Origin of the sequence: Natrinema versiforme, from assembly GCF_005576615.1 — an archaeon.
GTDB lineage: Archaea > Halobacteriota > Halobacteria > Halobacteriales > Natrialbaceae > Natrinema > Natrinema versiforme_A.
Map to the genome: position 1 here is coordinate 536590 of NZ_CP040330.1, position 17818 is coordinate 554407.

The window sequence follows — 17818 nt, forward strand, 5'->3', positions numbered from 1 at the left end:
GAGTCCCCTCGGAGAGCGTACACCCTTTTCACGCTCCGAGCGAACCCCCAACCATGATCGAGGCGACGCTGTGTTTCCCGCTGCGAGACGGCGGTGACGCTGCGGCCGACCGCGAGGTGCTGCTCATCGAGAAACGCCGCGGGCTCGGCGAGGGCTGGTACAACGGTCCCGGCGGGAAGTGCGAACCCGGCGAGACGCCCCGCGACTGTGCGATCCGCGAAACCGAGGAAGAGGTGGGCCTCGAGGTCTCGGACCTCGAGAAGGCGGGCGAACTCCGATTCCTGCTCGACGGCGAGGCCCACACGTTCTGTCACGTCTACCGCACACGCTCGTTCGCCAGCGAGCCGAGCGTCTCCGAGGAGGCCTATCCGGAGTGGATCCCCGTCGATGAGGTGCCCTACGACCGGATGTGGGACGACGATCACCTGTGGCTGCCGGGCGTGCTCGAGGGGAAAACCGTCGCCGGCGAGTTCCGATTCGAGGGCGGCGAACCGCTCGACGAAGCCGAGTTCGTCGATCACGACCTCGAGTGGGACGTGTCGTTTTGATCGGCCCGGTCGCTGGCAAACTACGCCCGCGAGTAGACCACCGAGTTACGGCTTCAGTACGACCTTCCCGGAACTCTTCCGGGCTTCGATGTACTGGTGGGCTTCGGCCGCGTCCTCGAGCGCGAACGACTCGCCCAGAATGATCTCGAGGTCGCCGCCCGCGAGTCCCTCGGTCAACTCGGGGACGGCCTGCATGACTCGCGACGGATCGTGCATGGAGGCCTGCCCGAGGTGGAACCCTTTGACCGTCTTGTTCTCGAAGAGCAGGCGCTGGTTGCTCACTTCGGCGGGGACGCCGCTTGCCACGCCGTAGGTGACCATCCGGCCGAAGTGGGCCATGGCGTCGAGGCTGCGCTCGAAGACGTCGTCGCCGACGCTCTCGAGGACGAGATCGACGCCCTCGCCGTCGGTTTCCTCCTCGACGACCTCGCGGAAGTCAGTCTCGGTGTAGTTGATCGGGTGGTCACAGCCGAGGTCGGCCGCGAGGTCGAGTTTTTCCTGCGTGCTCGCGGTGCCGAAGACTTCAGCGCCGGCGTTCGACGCCAGTTGGACGGCTGCCGTGCCGACCCCACCGGCTGCGGCCTGAACGAGGACGGATTCGCCCTCCTCGAGGCCGCCCCACTCGAAGAGACACGCGTGGGCGGTGAGGAACTGGACGGGGAACCCGGCCGCCTCGTCGAAGCTCATCGCCTCTGGGATCGGGAAGAGCAGGTCCGCGGCGGCGGTGACGTACTCGGCGTAGCCGCCGGTGTCGAGCATGCCGACGACGCGGTCGCCTTCCGAGAGGTCCTCGACGCCGTCGCCGACCGCGTCGACCGTTCCCGCGGCTTCCATGCCGGGGACGTAGGGCGCGTCGGGGCCGTCCGGATAGTGGCCGCGCCGTTGCATGATGTCCGCGAAGTTGATCCCGGCCGACTCGATGTCGATTCGAACCTCGCCCGCGTCAGGTTCGGGGGTCGGCACGTCGACCACGGAGAGTTCGTCGCTGTCGCCGTAGGACTCGACTTCGATCGCTTTCATATCGGAATTATACCGGCGTGACTCGCATAAAGGTGTGAGAACCGGGGGAAACAGATGTTTAGTTTATAGTTTCCCGCCGCGGTGGTTCCGGCTCATGACAACGTGGCCCCTGCGATCGACTCGCGAGTCGGCGTTCGGCCTTCGCATGGTTTAAGCCCGCGCTGACTGCATGTCGTACTAATGAGCGACGAGAGTCAAGAACTCGGTATCACCGAGTCGAAATCGCACAAGCCCGGCGAGTGGTACGCCGAGGTCGTCCAGAAGGCCGACATCGCTGACTACGCGCCGATGGGCGGCTTCATCGTCACCAAACCCCGCGGCTACGCCCTCTGGGAGGCCATTCAGGACTCGCTGGACGGCTGGTTCAAGGAGACCGGCGTCGACAACGTCTACTTCCCGATGTTCATCCCCGAGAGCTTCTTAGAGCGGGAGAAGGACATCGTCGAAGGCTTCGACCCCGAGGTCGCGTGGGTGACACAGGGCGGCCACGACGAACTCGAGGAGCGACTGGCCGTTCGCCCGACCAGCGAATCGATCATCGCGCCCTTCATGGCCGACTGGACGCGCAGCCACCGCGACCTGCCGATGCGGCTCAATCAGTGGTGTTCGGTGGTTCGGTGGGAGGCGACGGAGACGAAGCCGTTCTTCCGGACGAAGGAGTTCATGTGGCAGGAGGGCCACACCGCCCACGCGAGCGACGAGGGCGCGTGGGACGAGGTCTGGACCCGACTCGGACAGTACGAAGAACTCTACGAGGACGTGCTCGCGATTCCCGTGCTGCGGGGCAAGAAGCCCGAACACGACAAGTTCCCCGGCGCGGACACGACAACGACCGTCGAGGCCTTAATGCCCGACGGCAAGTCCGTCCAGGGTGCGACCAGCCACAACCTCGGCCAGAGCTTCGCCGAGGCCTTCGACATCACCTTCGCCGACGAGGACGAGGAAGAACAGACGGCCTACACCACCTCGTGGGGCCTCTCGTGGCGCGCGCTGGGCGCGCTCATCATGACCCACTCCGACGATCAGGGGCTCGTGCTCCCGCCGACGGTCGCGCCCACGCAGGTCGTCATCGTCCCCATCTGGCAGGAAGACACCAAAGACGACGTCCTCGAGTACTCCGAGGACATCGCCGACGACCTCGAGACGGCCGGCTTCCGCGTCGAACTCGACGACCGCGACGAGCGCAATCCCGGGTTCAAGTTCAACGAACACGAACTCAACGGCGTTCCCCTCCGGTTGGAGATCGGCCCCCACGAGGTCGAGGACGAGGAGGTCACGCTGGTCCACCGGCCGGATAACGCCGAAGCGGTCGAGGACCGCGACGAAATCGTCGACGCGGTCGACGAGCACCTCGAGGACATCTACGACAAGCTCTACGAGGCGGCCGAGGAGAACTTAGAAGAGAACGTCCGCGAAGCTCATAGTCCGGAGGACATCCTCGGAACGATCGGCAAACACGGCGGCTACGTGAAGACGCCGTGGTGTGGCGACGAGGCCTGCGAGGAGGCCATCAAGGAGAAGATCGCCGCCGAAATCGTCATGCAACCCCTCGAGGACGAGGGCGGCTCGACGGCCGGTGAGGTGCCCGAACCCGACGCCGGCGAGTGTGGCGTCTGTGGCGACCCTGCCGACGAGATCGCGTACTTCGCGAAGTCCTACTAGACCAGTACGACTACTAACCGCTATTTAGAATTCTTATAAAGACCTATAGAACATAATGTAAGGGACAATCTGTAGAAATCCATCGGGCATCAATAGCTAATAATAGGATTGGAAATATTCCCGAGGTCTTTGAGTAGGGATTCAACAATCATTGGACTCACAGACCGCCAGAATGGAGTTCAGAGTCAATTCGCAGACCCTCTTCAGTAGAAATAATCCAATACCGATAATCAGGCTCATCATCATCGTCAGTATAGCCTGCTAAATAGATAGTCTCTGAATCCATCCGCTCCATTCTGAGCGTATCTACATTGTGACTTACATCTATATCTTCAGTTGGATTTAACGTGTCAGTCTCGTAATCCCGTTCCTCGTCCACCATAGGTCAGGATACGTGGAGGACAGCTTTCATTCTTTGGCTATTCTGAAGCGTTTCGAATCATCTACAGTACCCAAACAGCTTGTCGACCTCTTCCCTCGTCAGCTCCTTTTCAATATAAGATATTAGAAGACAGCCTCCATTTCCTCTGCAATATGGCTATCTGTTGGAGCGTTGAGATAGGGTTCTATAGCGTCATAGCTGGACCATCCACCGAGAGACATAACGACTCGAGGATTCACTCTTTGTTCGACTAAGAGATGCTGAGCCCATTGACGACGAAGGTCGTGACTGGATAATTTCCGATAATCGTCGTCACCAGTCTCTTCTGCTGCACCTTCAGCTGCGTAATCGACCCAGTTATTTAGGGTTCGACGGGTAACTGTTATCAGCTCTTCATCCTCATTAAGCTCGTTTTCGGATTTATATCGGTAAAGCCACCGCTCGAGGCCATCAGGGAGCCAAGTCTCTCGGAATTTGCCCTCATCCAACTCACCTGTCGTATCTTTCCCATGCACTACTCGGAGTTTATATCCAGACCCATCTGGCATCCGTTTCACGTGAGAATAAGAAACATCACCAACCTCTCCGATTCGCAGTCCACAATCACCCATCAGACGTAGAGCAATCTCTTCCTCTAATGATTCGGTGTGATGAACTAATTGTTGGTATTCGTCTCGAGACATCCAGACCTTATATCCTCCATCTCTCTTACGTTCGACTCTCATTTCCTATTCGTCTATAGTATCTAGAAGAATGTAATTCCTTTTGTTAAATTTGAAGAGGGTAAGAAGCCCCAAATCGCGGAGTTGCGGTTAAGACTTGAGAGAAGTTTCCAGAAAGAGGAAAAAGTAGAAAGTAGCTTCGTCTAAGATGGGAGGAAAGCAGAAGCAGACTATGAACTCAGGTACTGCTCTTCCCACTCTTGCCGCTCCTCCATGACTTCTTTACTCTTTCCTGTGGTATCGTAATAATTAGTTCGACTGTCCAGTTGTCCTTTCTCTACCAGTTCTTTATTCACGACCGTCTCGAGATTCGGGTACAGTCGTCCGTAGTTTATTTCGGAGCTATAGTACTTCTCAATCTCTACTTTTACATCCTGTCCTGATGGCTGTTCCTCACCTGCGATAACGTATAGCAGGTCTCGCTGGAACCCTGTGAGGTCGTCCATGCAATCCTCTCTCACCCCTATGGAAGTTGTTATAAACAGTATACGAACAGGGTACGAGAGTGCTATATTTCGACTTTTATATGCGCTCGAAGTAGGGTAAGAGCCGTCAGGAATCAATCCTCGTGTTCCCTCAGAGAATCAATTTCCATCTCAAGCATCTGCTCAAATTCGTCCTCGTCAAGTTTCCTGTAGTCATCCGATACTTCTTGCAGCACTTGTTTCCACAGATTCACACGCTTGAGTGCTACCTCACGCTGTGTCTTTCCACACTCCTCTGAGCTGCACGCTCACACTCCTGCATTCTCTGCTCGAGGGCGTTCATGACTAGGCTCTAAGAAATAGCAGAATGAAAAGACACCGATATTGCTCACTGATAAACAAACCTGACTATAGAAGCTGGATTAGCAGTCCGAACAGACCAACACATCGATTACACCATTTGCATCACCGATGACGGTCTCGTGACCACTTTTTGGCGTCGTCCAATCTTCGCATTTTTCACACCTCTCGATTCTCGCGTTACAAGCGCTACAGGTGAGATTTATTGGTTTCATTCCCGTCTCGCTGGGTGCTGTTGCAGTAACAGTCACCTCTGACTCACAGCCGTTTGGACAATCGATATCAATTACGCTCCCCTCGCTGACCATATTTTAACGTTCTCAGAGAAGGTGTATAGGGATTTCTAAGACTATCCGATTCACAGTGCTTCAAACAATTCTTCTGCTTGAGAACGGGATTGTCGTGTGAGTGCACCTTCCTTTGTCAGTTCTAGGTTGTGTATTTCCCCTATCGCTAGTAGCACGGAATATGGGACCTCACCGATTGCACCTAGGTCTCTAACTCGGGAAAAGACATCTATCAACTGGGAATTGGTTAGTGAGTTTACCCAGAATTTTTGATAGTCCGTTACTGCTGGAGAGAGTATATCTGATGACTCATGACCCTGTATTTGCTCAGGTTCTACAATCCTATCTGCTACAGCTACAAGTGCAGCAGGTGAGGCCCAATAATCCATCTCAGCCATCGTCCATCGGGACCCGACACAGATTACCCCTTCAGGTGGCTCTTCGAGTACATCATGAATGATGCCAGCAGGGAATTCATAGACGGAATTCTCATCTCGTTCTCGAACCCAGAATCCTTCTAAATCACTGAGTTCGGTATCCTCTCGTTCTATGGCTTCCTGTACAGCAGAAGATAGCTGTTGGTAGAACTGTTCGTACTCATCGGGAAGGTCTCCAGACGGATGATTGATATTGCTCAAGAGTTGGTCTCGGAGACCGTCATCATCTATCCGTTCAGCAATTTGGCTAGCAATATCGTATGCATTGTGTGCAGCCTTCTGAACCTGCTCTTTACACTCATGAGGGGTAGCTGAATATCTAATCTTCTCAAGCTCCTTTGGCTGCAGTATACTCTGATGGGGTACGCAAAAAGCACCCATATCTAATTCCTCACCCTCGTATGCTAATTCCAGCAGTTCAATCGCTCTGTACAGTGCAGAGTCATTTTTCCATTTAACGCTAGTATATATACTCATAGTAATTTACCTATATTATTGAGATAATTAGTTGTGTAACTGAATCCATCCTGTACAACCACCATCTTCTCCCGAGACCGTGTGAGTGCTACAAACCAGACTCTATCCTCGTTCTTTCTCGCCTCGTTCGACTCAAACATTGAATTGTGTATCCGACGAGTGATACCGTCGTAGAGGATTACGAGGTCGGCTTCAGCGCCCTTTGACGCATGGATAGTACGGACGTTAATGAGTTGGCTATCTGTCGATGCTAATGTCTTCTCAGCATTATCTGGATTCTCAAGAGCAGGCCAGACCCACGCTTCTAAATCCTGATTCAGATTGAGAGCATTGAGTGAGTCAGCACCCCTTGTGAACTCACTCCAGAATTCTGGCTCCACCCATAGAGTGAGCAGCGATTCTTTCCAAGAATCCTCACCTTTGAGCTCGTTACGGAGTTCTTCCTTACTATCTACGATATATTCAGTTGGGACGTATTTGATGAATTCTCGTAGGTCATCTGAACGGAGCGAGATATCCACACTTTGCTTGAAAGCAGCGTGAGAATCCCATTCCTTCACTTCAAAATCGCATTCGTCTATTGACGAAAGCTTTCTCAGACAATAGTACAACGCAACCCGTTCGTGCGAGTCACTTCTTGTCCATGCAGTGCTTCCCGATGACCCTCCGAACAGGATGCCTGCATCTCTGAGAGATTTAGATATATACTCACACTGGCTTTGCGTCCGCGCTAAAAACATCACTTTCTCACCGAATTCCCGATGTTCATCGAGGAGGTCTACAGGGTTATTCACGTCGTCAGACTCGGGTAGGTGAGAACCACTCCGTACTACGTGTAGTTCTCCATCATCGGATTTAGCATCTACATCGGGAGCATCCTGTGATTGACTGAGTACGTTCTTAGCAGGCACAAAATGCTGCTCTGGAACTCTATGAGATACATCCAGCCAAATCTCTGGGAGGTCAATTTGCTCGAAAAACTCTGCCGAAGCACCCTGATATGAATTGATGACTTGGTTGGTATCACCTGCAACGATTACAGTACCTCCCTGATTTCGAACCTCATCAATCCACATCGTGATAACTTCGTTCAAAAGTGGGTATACATCGTGTAGTTCGTCTATGACGAGGATTTCAACGTCAGGTACAAGCTCCTCCGAAATTGCTACTGTGAGGAGGTCAGAGAAATCATAGAGGTCATTCTCGAGCTTGTATTCAAGCCAGTCCTCAAGTAGCGGTTCAATATCGATAGGACGCCCAAATTCCGATTCGAAGTCACTATACTCAGGAGCGCGTGTTGCTTCTTCAGCTGGGACCTGGTTGTCCACAAGCCAGTCATTGACTGAGAAGAACAATTTACCGAGTGACCTATCTCCAGTATATTCCCAGTCACGTGAGTTGCACCACCCTTTACGGTCCTGCCACGTTACTATATCCGTCTTTCCAAGCATCCGCTTAGCGACGGCGTGAGCTGTCCCAAAGTACTTCGTACGGCCACCCGCAGATTCTAAATCGAATGGATAGAGGAGACCAACCTCATCCACAAGGTCATTCAGAAGCTCCTCAATGAGGTCTACACGGTAAGAGATGACAGCAACGTCCTCTACATCTATATCACGCTCACGGGCACACTCAACCATTCTTCTGAACGCCTGAGTAGACTTCCCACAGCCAGCCGTACCCTGTATCTTCACCGATTCTGTAACAGGGTATTCAGCAGCCTGAGATATCGGGATATCCTCAAAGGCTAGGTCACTCATGCTACACCACCCCGCGAACTTACGGACCCGTCTTCTTCCTCATCTTCCTCGTCGTCGGGAATCTTGGGCTCAGCGAAATCAGCAGGGAGTTTCCAGAATCGAACACTCTGACCGTTCTCTAGGTACTGTTTCTCCGAGACTTTTCCGCGGACTATTTTTCGGGAGTTGAGTTCTGCCTGTAGACTTCGTGTAGTTTCACTGTATTCCTCTGCTATATTGGATATCTGCTTGGAGAGCACATATACTGTATCAGGGTCATCGTAGGTCTCCACATAGACTCCAGAGGACTGGTATGCCTCTTCCAAGTCATCATATGCACGCCGCGTCCGAACCGTATTCTGGAGTACTTCAAGCGCCTCAGAACGACTGCCTGCAACTTCCTCTTCTCGAGCAACTTCCTGAAGTAGCGGAATCAGGAATTTACGTTTCCACGAACCCATCTCCTCAAATTCCTCTCGAGGGTCTTGGAAATCGAATGTGAAAGATACCTTATGAAGCTCATCAGCAAATTGATACCAATTAAACATCTCGTCCCCCAACTCTACTTGATGGCCTGAATCAAACCGCCACAAGTAGCTTGTATCAACATCCGTGTCTGAAGACTTGTATACGACAACTTCGTCAGTATGTTCGACAAGCCAGCGGTCCAGAGGTGGATGTGATTCACTGATATTATTTTTCACATCGGTCTTGATGGATTCTGCACCTAGCGGATTCTTATTCTGAATTTCATCACGAGTGAGAACATTGTCAATATCGTCTATTGCAACGATGCCCACCTCTACAGCTTCAACCAATGCATCAATGAAATCAGACTGTGCTTCGACTTTTTTCGAGCCAGATACAGACGTATCTGCATAGTAGTCAACAAACGATTCAACAGATTCTATCATATCCTCCTGAGATTCGATATCAAATTCTGGAGGGGAATTGGTGTTGCCTTTCATTACATTCATTAATTGTTTCCATCGCCCTAAATAATTATTGCAGATAGTGGTGAAACAAATTGGATAATATGAGACATTCCAATATAAGTCTAGAAAAGTGTGAAAACGGGCGGGCCAAGGAGACAACACCAATTCCCAATTGACTCGCCCTTAGCCCATTCTAATGTATGATTTCTAGTGTTAAAGGTCTTTTCGTCATTTAACGAATTGCACTTCGTTGATTGTGGAATGGAGGTTAGTCCATATTCGCTTGCTGAGTTACTACGGATTCGTGGTAATTCTGTTCACTATTACTATAGCGGGTTATTCACCATCCCCCCACCCCACCAAGGGGATGGTCAAAGACCCGTATATAATAAGACCAGTCGATTGGACTGCCCGTCAATCCAGAAGAGGAGCCCGAAGACATCCACAGTCTGTGTGAAGAGTCACATGGCGGTCCTCAAGCCCTACCTTGTACACTACACATCCGTCCCCGTGGCTAATATCTAATACCAGTCCATGCTCTCCGTGGTAGTCGTATAGTTGGTGCAGCTCATCAGGCACATCGATACGCACGCGGTCGCCCATTCGATAGTGCATAAACAGGCGTGGCCGCGTTATGGTATATAAAACTCAGTGAGTTCTAAGAGAATGAACGTTCTCCCTACCAAATCTCGAGATATTCATCAATTGCACTCTTATCCTATAATTCAGAAATATATCGACCGTACCCCGACCTATTCTTCAGACAGATATATTGGGTTAGAAGACCTTCAACACACAATGGACCCTCGGATTATCGTCACGCTGGAAGAGGTTTCTGGCGACTTAAAAGAGGAAATCGCAGAAACAGAGGACGTAGAACCACTCTGGTCAGCAGATATCTTCTCTATGATTGTTATTGAGCCAGAGTCGGTACCTGAAGAAGTCGCCTGCAAGGTCGAAGCGATTGATGGAGTCGAACATGCTGTTATAGAGCGGACTGGTGAGCAAAACGAAATGAGGAAAATCGAAGACACAGATAAGGTTCATATCGAACCTGAATTTGATAAATTTGCTGAGACAGAGAGGCTTCTAGAAGAATTGAGTGAGGTCTCCGAAACGATAGAGGATTCACATATCAGTGGCGTCTCAGAGACAAAATTCGACCGACAACGAATGGCGGTCATAGACAGTGGAATAGATATCCGAAATGCTCAAATCACAAATGTAGTTTCGAGAATAAATTTGACTGAAGATGACACCCTTGATTCTATCGGACATGGTACTGCAATGGCATGTATCCTGAACATGCAGCGCCCCTATATGGAATTATTCGATATGAAAGTATTCGATGGGTATGAAGTTCGTGAATCAAACATCATCAAGGCGCTCGCGTTATCAACAGACCCATCTAGAGATATATTCGGAGTATCACTAAGTCTTGGTCTCGAGCCGCGAGAAGGGTATTGCCCCCTTTGTGATGCAACTAACAAAACAGCGCATGCAGGAGTCGTAGTTTCAGTCTCTTCTGGAGAATTAGCAAAACCCATTCCGAGGGATGTCCCCCCGATGTGTCCTGCAAGAGCTGAGAAGGCTATAGCAGTAACAGCAGATAGTGATAAATATACAAATGATTGGTTTGCAGACGGTGATGTTGTTGGTAAAGCTGATTGGACCGCCTATGAATAAATACGAGTCTATCTGTCCCACACGCAGTTCTGTCGATTATTATATGCAGTGAGTGTGGCGAGAACGGATAAAACCTGCTTCAGGAGACAATATGTCAGAGGCACTTGCTGAAGAACCTAAGGCAACAGTTGATGACTTTTAGGGGGATTATCGAGGGCTTCGTTCATGACCTCTCTGACCGCCCTCTTTGCGCTCATGATATCGAAGAAACAATATTCATTCAACACTACCAAGATAGTGCATGGGCAGATGTGGTCGCGTTATGTTACAACATGGGTTTGATTAGACGTTATCCATACTCCAAATTTCGTTCACAATATCAGCGAGTTCTTTACTCCGTTCTACAATTTTCTCAACACTCCACTCATCATAATTATCCGAAACAGCTTCTGCCATTTTGAATTCTGTTTTATGCGAATAGATACGGCACTTCTGCTCAAAGGGATTATCAGATGCACTCTGATTCACACGGTCTTCGAGGAGAGTCAGGTTCCCAATCCGCTTCTTGTATTCCTCGAACTCTTCTTCTGTACAGTTCAGATAGCGCTTCCACTCGCTGTATTTATCTGCTGTAAATGCACTCTGAGGCGCGATGTGTTCGATATCTACCTTAGACCTATCGTTCACACCTTTCCCCCGACTAGAACGCATATAATGCTCTTCCTCAATACGGTCAAGAACGTATTTAGTGAAATCGTTGTTCTTGAATTCACGGTTAGCCATTCGCTCTCTCAGAACAGTATCACTGGGTGACCGCTGCTCTGCTAACCGTCTTAGGTATTCGTTTTGATTGTCCTGTTTAGTTAGCATCGTACAGGCACGACACCAAAATCTATCTCGACTAGTGTTAGAGTCACGGCCAGCAATCTTGTTACGGATATTAAGTACTTCTAAGATATAGAGCGCTTCAAGCACATCATCTGCATCATCGTATTCTGTAATAATACGTAGCAGCAGCGTGCGAATCCGTTTGTTCTTGAGTTGAGTGGATTCTACCTTTTCATTCAGCTCATTAGTATGTCTTCTGAAGCGTTTGACTTCTCCGTTCTTGATATTCACATAGACTTTAGATTTTTCATGCATATCCTCAAGTAGCTCCTCGAGAGTCATATTATGCTCTTGGAGACGACCCTCAAGTAGCTCGTTCACGTAATCATAGAGTTTCCGTTTAGATACGTTATCAGTTGCTTCAGGCTCTTGAATAGACATGAAATAGTGACAGAAGAATCGGTATTGTTGAGAGAGTTCTGGTCGAATCACACTGAGAATATCTTCCCAGAGTTCTTTCACAAGGTCTTCATTGATATCCTCGTTCTGGTTCGCTTCCATAAAGATACGATTCTTCACAAGGTCAACAGACCCCAGGTCCAAACCTTTGTCATTCAGACTTTCGAACAAGCGGAATGCAGAGACTTCACTACTACACTCAATTTGGACCATAGAGATAGATTCGATGAGTTCAATCCAAACATCATCTAAACGTCCAAGCTTCTTCTCCTCTATTTTCTCTCGATAGTATTCATATGCGTCCTTCACTTGAGATTCTTCAATCTCATCTGCTTCTCCTTCGAGAATGTGTCTAAAGTAGGGATTATTATATTCATTCAGCCTAACTTTCTGGTATTCTTTCCTCGTCCTTTGACTAGTTATCCAAAGAATATCATCAATCAAACTAGCGACATCATCGTCATAATCCTCACCGTCCTCTTCAAATCGGTCACGGATGGCACAAAGAAGAATACAGATTGTCGTTATACGTTGTTGACCATCGACTAGCTCAAGGTGCTTTATATCGTCTCCTTGTCCTTCAATCACGACGACAGAACCTAAGAAGTGATTGTTTCTATCTTGCGTGAGAGCGTATACGTCATCCCAGAGTTCACTCCATTGGTCCTTCCCCCAGGAATACTCTCGTTGATAATCAGGGACTCGAATCTGCTTAGACCCTTCTAGAACCTCTCCAACATTGTGGTCATCTGCTGAGAGGTTAAACCCCGTACTGGACATATCCTTTAAACAGGGGGCACTCTATAAAACTCTAATGGGAACAGAAAGTCGCCTTCTATAGTATATTTCAGTGGTCTCTCCTCAATTTAACACGGTCATCGATAACCAGTGAAAGGGAACTAGTCACACATATATGTCGTTCGTGTAGCCGCACACGGTCGTGTGCGTGTTTCAAACGTTTCTCGGGTAAGTTACCAGAGAATAGTAGAGAGACACCGTATCTGACCAAGAAAGCGTAGTAGCACGGTTGAAGCTGATTATCTCAGGAATAGCATGCTATCTTCGTGCAGCTACCCTCCCAAGTATTTATGGACTGACCATCACCGTAATCAGATATGGTATCTATATCGCCACAGTTGGTGAATATCTTGATTGGTGTTATCCTGACCGTAGTGGCTACGTTTTCTCTCCAGTGGTTTCAGCAGACGAGAGAACGCTATGAAACCAGGAAAGCTCTCAAAGGAGAAATCCAGTCGGCAGGAGAGAGACTAGAAGATATACTGGAACACACTGATGATGATATGCCTGTAAGAGATGGACTTGATGTTCACTTTAGTCGTAAAATGTATCGACGGAATCTTTCAAAACTGGGGTCTCTCTCGGACGAAGAAGTGGAATACACTCTCGCTTATTATCAAGCCGTAGAAAGCATTATCTCGAGTCAAGAAAAATACAATGCGGTGCAAGAACGAGAGACAGGAGAGACACACGAGGAAAGACGCCAGAATCGAACCAAAGAGGGATTATACCGTATGAGCGTCAAAATCTCGGCAACTAAGGCGAAAGAAGCACGGGATAACCTTTTGCCAATTCTAGATGAGAAAACTAGCAGGAAGCGGTGGGTTCCCTTCTTTTAATTAATGGGTGAAAAATATAGGGATTGGACGTGTACGTATATACATGGGAGAGATTACTGGAAGAGATGAGAAAATAGAAACAGAGTACGAACATCGAGAAGTGAAACCCGTCCAGACTGGACTCTATTACGTCTGGTCCGATAACGAGGAGGAAACCCACATCGTGTCCCCCATTGATGAGGAAGATACTTTCTACACCGTTCAGAAGGAGGTTGTGTGCAACTGTGATGACTACGACGGTTCCTGTGTCCACACAGCAGCTGTGCAAGAGGCCATAGACCGTCAGGATAGTATCGACGGGGATGACTCTATCACGCGTGCGGACCAGCGTAAGGCGCAATATACACTACACAAAATCAGCGAAATTAGCGAGAGTGCTATAATTTCTGAAGATGAATTCCGTTAGTCGTACTATTAATGAGTTACACTGACGGCGTCTTCTTTGTAGAACGTGTAGCACACTATGGCCAACTCTCGTACACGTCCCTCTCCTACATTAGACAATGTGGTAGAGACCGTGTTCTCGTCAGCGCTTATTTCGCCTTCATGCACCAGTTCAGATTGATGGTCTGCAGCCATCACTGCGTCTATCACTCCATAATTTGACTCTGAGTCCCCTGGATATCTCCTTGCCTCTGCTGAGCTCTATACATGAGATTATACAAGCCTCCGAGAAGTGCAGAAAGGCAAAATTAGGATATATTCGTGACCGATAAATCGACAGATAGAGACTGTAAGGGAGGACTCAGATTCATAGTGCATCTGGATATCATATGATAATAAGTGCGGAGTTGATTCAATTCCTCTTCGATAGCATGACTTTTGGTTCTGGATTATCGTTGACTGTAAGATATGGTAGTCGAGACAATTCAGGATAATCCTATTGCCGTTAGTCAGACTCTCCTGTCGTTTGCCCTTGTAGTTGCGACCGTCATCTACACCTACTACACAAAGGCCCAGACCGACGAGATGCAAGCTACGCGAGAGATGGAGAATCAACCTATTCTACGGGGTAATGTCCTCACGTTTGCTCCAACACTAATGATTGCTGAAATCAGGAATACAGGGAATGGAGCAGCACACGACGTTACTATGACTATCTCGGTCGAAGATATCGATGCAGAACCTATTGAATTCACAACCCCGATATTGTCTCCAGGAGAAGATTTCCGATTTCCCATCCCCGTGAATGAAACAGACAGTATGGTCCTGAAAATGGGTGGGGTAAAGTCGAAATTAGAGGAGCAAGATTCGAATGGAATTCTAACGTTTAGCTTTGAGTGCGAAAGTCCGTTCGGTAAAGAGTATTCCTACACGAATGATGTGGACCTCTACGCGTGGTTGGAGAACAAAGGAACGCTAGTGAACTACGAAGAAGAGGTCAAGATGAGAAAAGCTCTGGAAGATATCGAGTCGAATCTCGAGGATATAGAGCGAACGATGAAGTCCAATAATAGCTCTACCTCATGGTGAATTCAGACAGAAGTAGCGACAGAGTCTGCGTCCATAATCTGTAGTCTATCTTCCCATATCTTAGCTACGCCAACTGCTCCACTTGCGACCTTGTGCGGGTGAGATACGTATGACAAAAGTTCTACCATAGTTTCGTTTATAAGTGAGGAGAATCACAATGTTGAATGCTAGCCTCATTCTCCTGGCTGGTGTATGACCGCGCAAATAGAGAGGGAATTAAGATGGACTCGAGAAGCCCTCGCTCTAGCTGAAGAATCTGATATAGGTACGGCTGAGAACAGTAATGCTGTACATCAAGGGATAATACCACCAGAATTTCAGCACCTACTCACTTGGGAGCAAGAACGACTGCAAACCCACTGTGACCGTCTCAAGAGAGACCTTGGAGATGCTCAGAATATCAACTACGAACAACCCAATGTGTTCCAGCGAGACCAATAAGATGCAAACTGCAACCTGTCCCCACTGTAATGAGCCAACTGAAGTCGATGAAGAAGATAAAATCACTGAAACTAGTAAAATAGACGCTGCAAATCCATTTAATGAGGAACCAGAAGCAGAGTGCGATAGCTGCAACAAGATGTATGCCTACAGCATTGACGTGGGTCTATTTTAGACATGAAACGAGTAATGGACTTCGGTTCAGTTCGGGAGGTCAGAGAATTTGCACAACGGTCGGGAAAAGACCCTGAAGAGATAGCGATAGAAGAAATCGAAGCGTGGCGAGCTGTGCTATACACACTGCGGGACGATACTCGGAAGATGAATGATGAGGAATTCGAAGAATTTCTTGAAGAGTATCGAACATAGGATAACTGATTATCTCGCTTAGTCGTCCGCTGCTTCTCGAATTCCCTCTATATCGGGGACCTCATGGGAAATTTGCTCCCATTCATGAGGGTTATCTTCATACTTCTGAGGAGTCAAGTCAGTCGTGCGATTTAGGAGTGATTCCTTGATAGTCCCAATATCCTCATAGCTGTTGAGCGTCTTTATGTAGTCATTGAGGTCGCCCATATAGTCGGTTTCCCACTCTTCTCCATCATCCAGTGCAGCCGCCGTCTTCATGATTGCAAAGTATGATGCAATCTGAACTCGGTTCAAGTCAGCTGCGTCAAGAGAGATGAGTGGTGGGATAGCATTCGGCGTTTCTTGTAGCTGCGCCCGCAGCGGCTCATCTTCCTTTGTAATCTGTTTATAATACTGCCACCACTCAGGTGGCTCGTCAGTCTGTTTGAGCCCACATTTGGCGCAATAGGATTGACCGATAGCAACAGGATATCCGCAACGGACACAATCTGTTATCTCGTCTTCTTCCTCGTCTTCAACCTCTACCCCCGTCTTCTGCAGCACTCGTTTGGCACGGTCCTCTTGGTCTGCGTGGGTGTATCTACTGTGCATCGGAGTAGAATCTGACCACCCCATCACCTGCTCAATGTCCTTCTTGTCGTAATTCGTTGACCCTCGCATCTCAGTTGCTCTGGAGTGCCTGAGAGCATGTGGATACACTCTGTCGTTATCTATATCGACCTTCTTGCGGAGTCGTTGGAACACAGAATAAACAGACCGTGGTTCGAGCCGTTCTCCCTCTGCACCCCGTAATCCACAGAATAGCGGAGCGTCCTCTTGATATCGTCTTGGATGGTCTTGCATCCAATTAGATAGGTGACCATATGCCCAAGTGATGGCCTTTTGTTGACCTCCTGCATCTTTAACGCCGTCTCGGTACGGTATGTGAAGAATGGCATATCCATCCTCTTTGGCACCTTCTTCTACGTGAGCGATATCCAGTTGAACAGTCGCCCCTCTCCGAAGCCCTCCCTCGTACATACAGGCGAGCATTGCGCGGTCACGACTGTTGTTTGCCGCGTCAATTAGCTCCAAGACTTCCTCGTGACTCAGAACCTTATCAGCATCCACCTCGGTCTGTTGTTGGGAGGGTGTATCGATATCCTCTCGACTAACGTCTGTATCTCGGTGGTTCGCCACAAACCGTCTGACAGCGAATGCGTAGTTCCGTCGCGTCCCCTGACTTACTTCTCGGTCAATGGTAGTATCCTCAATGACGTTGTTCCACTGCTCTGCATCCCAATCGTTGATGTCTTCAATAGATTCAACGCTGACCGCGAGTTCTTTCTTCGCGTGTATGAGGACTGTCTTAAGGTCGCCCGAAGTGTTCTTCTTTGTCGCGTCACTCCAGTCACCCTCTTTACTCTTATTAGCACCACGCTCGATAGCTCGGCGGATTTTCTCGTTGAATTCCTCGCCGAGCTGCTGTTCGATATTGTGGAGGTTACGATAGTAGTGTTCTTCCAACAGCGAGTTGTAATTCTCATCTTCCTCGAAGGGCTCGTAATCCTCGTCCTCTTCAGAGGGTTCGTCTACCATACTAGATTGTCAACAGATGGAGAATGTTAAGTAGTCGTATTCATTAGTACCGTCTACTTCGCGAAGTCCTACTGAGCGGACGATTTTCGTCGCCGAATCGCGCGTGCCGTCGCTGCCGTTTGCGGTTCGACTCGAGGCATATCGACCGCCGACCGTGCGTGATTATTTCACCTGAACCTAACTCTTTAACCCGAGGTTGCTTAGCCCGGAAGACTAACTAGAAGCATGTGGTGTTCACTCTGGTGGGTGAACACTACGTGCCTCTGACATTTCCCCGTCGACGGGAAGTCGATCTTTCCGGACGGGGTTTTCGTCCAGTGACGCGGCTGACGGGCGTTCTCGGTCGGCGACCAGTATCCGAGCAGCCGACAGTCCCGTGTCTGGCGATTAAGGGCTCCCCCACACCTTATACT

At 49.3% G+C, this 17818-nt stretch carries 18 protein-coding genes; 8 read left to right on the forward strand and 10 right to left on the reverse strand.

All coding sequences use genetic code 11. From position 1 onward, the window contains the following. Nucleotides 1-53: 53 nt before the first annotated feature. Complete coding sequence (locus tag FEJ81_RS02620) at nt 54-548, forward strand: 8-oxo-dGTP diphosphatase (protein ID WP_138243807.1); 495 nt, start codon at nt 54-56, stop codon at nt 546-548. A gap of 45 nt (nt 549-593) precedes the next feature. On the opposite strand, the gene FEJ81_RS02625 is transcribed toward FEJ81_RS02620, so the two are convergent. Continuing rightward, nucleotides 594-1568, reverse strand: a complete 975-nt coding sequence (locus FEJ81_RS02625) for a quinone oxidoreductase family protein (RefSeq protein ID WP_138243808.1) — start codon at nt 1566-1568, stop codon at nt 594-596. 180 nt (nt 1569-1748) lie between these two features. Between FEJ81_RS02625 and proS the strand changes: the two genes are divergently transcribed. Beyond that, entirely contained in the window at nt 1749-3230 is a 1482-nt protein-coding gene (gene proS, locus FEJ81_RS02630; RefSeq protein ID WP_138243809.1) for a proline--tRNA ligase, read from the forward strand. Nucleotides 3231-3387: 157 nt separating this feature from the next. Here the strand turns inward: proS and FEJ81_RS02635 are convergent, their stop codons facing one another. The 7 genes from FEJ81_RS02635 to FEJ81_RS02665 all read right to left on the reverse strand — a co-directional run bounded on the left by FEJ81_RS02635 (nt 3388) and on the right by FEJ81_RS02665 (nt 9027). Then, entirely contained in the window at nt 3388-3612 is a 225-nt protein-coding gene (locus FEJ81_RS02635) for a hypothetical protein (protein WP_138243810.1), read from the reverse strand. 122 nt (nt 3613-3734) lie between these two features. Continuing rightward, nucleotides 3735-4295, reverse strand: coding sequence for a site-specific integrase (locus FEJ81_RS02640; RefSeq protein ID WP_202979393.1), 561 nt, complete (start codon nt 4293-4295; stop codon nt 3735-3737). Nucleotides 4296-4504: 209 nt separating this feature from the next. After that, entirely contained in the window at nt 4505-4780 is a 276-nt protein-coding gene (locus FEJ81_RS02645) for a PadR family transcriptional regulator (RefSeq protein WP_138243812.1), read from the reverse strand. A gap of 401 nt (nt 4781-5181) precedes the next feature. Next, on the reverse strand, nt 5182-5427 hold the full coding sequence (locus FEJ81_RS02650; protein WP_138243813.1) for a hypothetical protein: 246 nt from the start codon (nt 5425-5427) through the stop codon (nt 5182-5184). Nucleotides 5428-5477: 50 nt separating this feature from the next. Further along, nucleotides 5478-6320 carry a hypothetical protein gene (locus FEJ81_RS02655; RefSeq protein WP_138243814.1) on the reverse strand — a complete coding sequence of 281 codons (843 nt, stop codon included), beginning with the start codon at nt 6318-6320 and terminating at the stop codon, nt 5478-5480. Beyond that, nucleotides 6317-8080, reverse strand: coding sequence for a 3'-5' exonuclease (locus tag FEJ81_RS02660; protein WP_138243815.1), 1764 nt, complete (start codon nt 8078-8080; stop codon nt 6317-6319). Before FEJ81_RS02660 ends, FEJ81_RS02655 begins: the two co-directional genes overlap by 4 nt. After that, nucleotides 8077-9027 carry a hypothetical protein gene (locus FEJ81_RS02665; RefSeq protein ID WP_138243816.1) on the reverse strand — a complete coding sequence of 317 codons (951 nt, stop codon included), beginning with the start codon at nt 9025-9027 and terminating at the stop codon, nt 8077-8079. The genes FEJ81_RS02660 and FEJ81_RS02665 overlap by 4 nt, the downstream gene beginning before the upstream one ends. Nucleotides 9028-9792: 765 nt before the next feature. Between FEJ81_RS02665 and FEJ81_RS02670 the strand changes: the two genes are divergently transcribed. After that, nucleotides 9793-10680 (forward strand): S8 family serine peptidase, encoded by an 888-nt coding sequence (locus FEJ81_RS02670; protein ID WP_138243817.1) that lies wholly within the window; start codon nt 9793-9795, stop codon nt 10678-10680. A gap of 282 nt (nt 10681-10962) precedes the next feature. On the opposite strand, the gene FEJ81_RS02675 is transcribed toward FEJ81_RS02670, so the two are convergent. Continuing rightward, a complete protein-coding gene (locus tag FEJ81_RS02675; protein ID WP_138243818.1) occupies nt 10963-12687 on the reverse strand; it encodes a DUF262 domain-containing protein in 1725 nt (574 codons plus the stop codon). Nucleotides 12688-13022: 335 nt separating this feature from the next. On the opposite strand from FEJ81_RS02675, the gene FEJ81_RS02680 reads away from it, so the two are divergent. From FEJ81_RS02680 to FEJ81_RS23625, 5 genes are all read left to right on the forward strand, one after another. Beyond that, nucleotides 13023-13544, forward strand: coding sequence for a hypothetical protein (locus tag FEJ81_RS02680; RefSeq protein ID WP_138243819.1), 522 nt, complete (start codon nt 13023-13025; stop codon nt 13542-13544). A gap of 43 nt (nt 13545-13587) precedes the next feature. Next, nucleotides 13588-13950 (forward strand): hypothetical protein, encoded by a 363-nt coding sequence (locus FEJ81_RS02685; RefSeq protein WP_138243820.1) that lies wholly within the window; start codon nt 13588-13590, stop codon nt 13948-13950. A 446-nt stretch (nt 13951-14396) separates the two neighbouring features. Next, entirely contained in the window at nt 14397-15017 is a 621-nt protein-coding gene (locus FEJ81_RS02690; RefSeq protein ID WP_138243821.1) for a hypothetical protein, read from the forward strand. Nucleotides 15018-15459: 442 nt separating this feature from the next. Further along, complete coding sequence (locus FEJ81_RS22995; RefSeq protein ID WP_175416340.1) at nt 15460-15633, forward strand: hypothetical protein; 174 nt, start codon at nt 15460-15462, stop codon at nt 15631-15633. Between the two features lie 14 nt (nt 15634-15647). Beyond that, complete coding sequence (locus FEJ81_RS23625; protein ID WP_138243822.1) at nt 15648-15827, forward strand: hypothetical protein; 180 nt, start codon at nt 15648-15650, stop codon at nt 15825-15827. A gap of 18 nt (nt 15828-15845) precedes the next feature. Here the strand turns inward: FEJ81_RS23625 and FEJ81_RS02700 are convergent, their stop codons facing one another. After that, entirely contained in the window at nt 15846-17405 is a 1560-nt protein-coding gene (locus FEJ81_RS02700; RefSeq protein WP_138243823.1) for a tyrosine-type recombinase/integrase, read from the reverse strand. Nucleotides 17406-17818 lie beyond the last annotated feature (413 nt).

What these genes read in the sequence shown, in the direction of transcription:
- FEJ81_RS02620 (WP_138243807.1), top strand. Translation starts at nt 54, where the DNA reads ATGATCGAGGCGACGCTGTGTTTCCCGCTGCGAGACGGCGGTGACGCT.
- FEJ81_RS02625 (WP_138243808.1), bottom strand. Translation starts at nt 1,568, where the DNA reads ATGAAAGCGATCGAAGTCGAGTCCTACGGCGACAGCGACGAACTCTCC.
- proS (WP_138243809.1), top strand. Translation starts at nt 1,749, where the DNA reads ATGAGCGACGAGAGTCAAGAACTCGGTATCACCGAGTCGAAATCGCAC.
- FEJ81_RS02635 (WP_138243810.1), bottom strand. Translation starts at nt 3,612, where the DNA reads ATGGTGGACGAGGAACGGGATTACGAGACTGACACGTTAAATCCAACT.
- FEJ81_RS02640 (WP_202979393.1), bottom strand. Translation starts at nt 4,295, where the DNA reads ATGTCTCGAGACGAATACCAACAATTAGTTCATCACACCGAATCATTA.
- FEJ81_RS02645 (WP_138243812.1), bottom strand. Translation starts at nt 4,780, where the DNA reads ATGGACGACCTCACAGGGTTCCAGCGAGACCTGCTATACGTTATCGCA.
- FEJ81_RS02650 (WP_138243813.1), bottom strand. Translation starts at nt 5,427, where the DNA reads ATGGTCAGCGAGGGGAGCGTAATTGATATCGATTGTCCAAACGGCTGT.
- FEJ81_RS02655 (WP_138243814.1), bottom strand. Translation starts at nt 6,320, where the DNA reads ATGAGTATATATACTAGCGTTAAATGGAAAAATGACTCTGCACTGTAC.
- FEJ81_RS02660 (WP_138243815.1), bottom strand. Translation starts at nt 8,080, where the DNA reads ATGAGTGACCTAGCCTTTGAGGATATCCCGATATCTCAGGCTGCTGAA.
- FEJ81_RS02665 (WP_138243816.1), bottom strand. Translation starts at nt 9,027, where the DNA reads ATGAAAGGCAACACCAATTCCCCTCCAGAATTTGATATCGAATCTCAG.
- FEJ81_RS02670 (WP_138243817.1), top strand. Translation starts at nt 9,793, where the DNA reads ATGGACCCTCGGATTATCGTCACGCTGGAAGAGGTTTCTGGCGACTTA.
- FEJ81_RS02675 (WP_138243818.1), bottom strand. Translation starts at nt 12,687, where the DNA reads ATGTCCAGTACGGGGTTTAACCTCTCAGCAGATGACCACAATGTTGGA.
- FEJ81_RS02680 (WP_138243819.1), top strand. Translation starts at nt 13,023, where the DNA reads ATGGTATCTATATCGCCACAGTTGGTGAATATCTTGATTGGTGTTATC.
- FEJ81_RS02685 (WP_138243820.1), top strand. Translation starts at nt 13,588, where the DNA reads ATGGGAGAGATTACTGGAAGAGATGAGAAAATAGAAACAGAGTACGAA.
- FEJ81_RS02690 (WP_138243821.1), top strand. Translation starts at nt 14,397, where the DNA reads ATGGTAGTCGAGACAATTCAGGATAATCCTATTGCCGTTAGTCAGACT.
- FEJ81_RS22995 (WP_175416340.1), top strand. Translation starts at nt 15,460, where the DNA reads ATGCAAACTGCAACCTGTCCCCACTGTAATGAGCCAACTGAAGTCGAT.
- FEJ81_RS23625 (WP_138243822.1), top strand. Translation starts at nt 15,648, where the DNA reads ATGGACTTCGGTTCAGTTCGGGAGGTCAGAGAATTTGCACAACGGTCG.
- FEJ81_RS02700 (WP_138243823.1), bottom strand. Translation starts at nt 17,405, where the DNA reads ATGGTAGACGAACCCTCTGAAGAGGACGAGGATTACGAGCCCTTCGAG.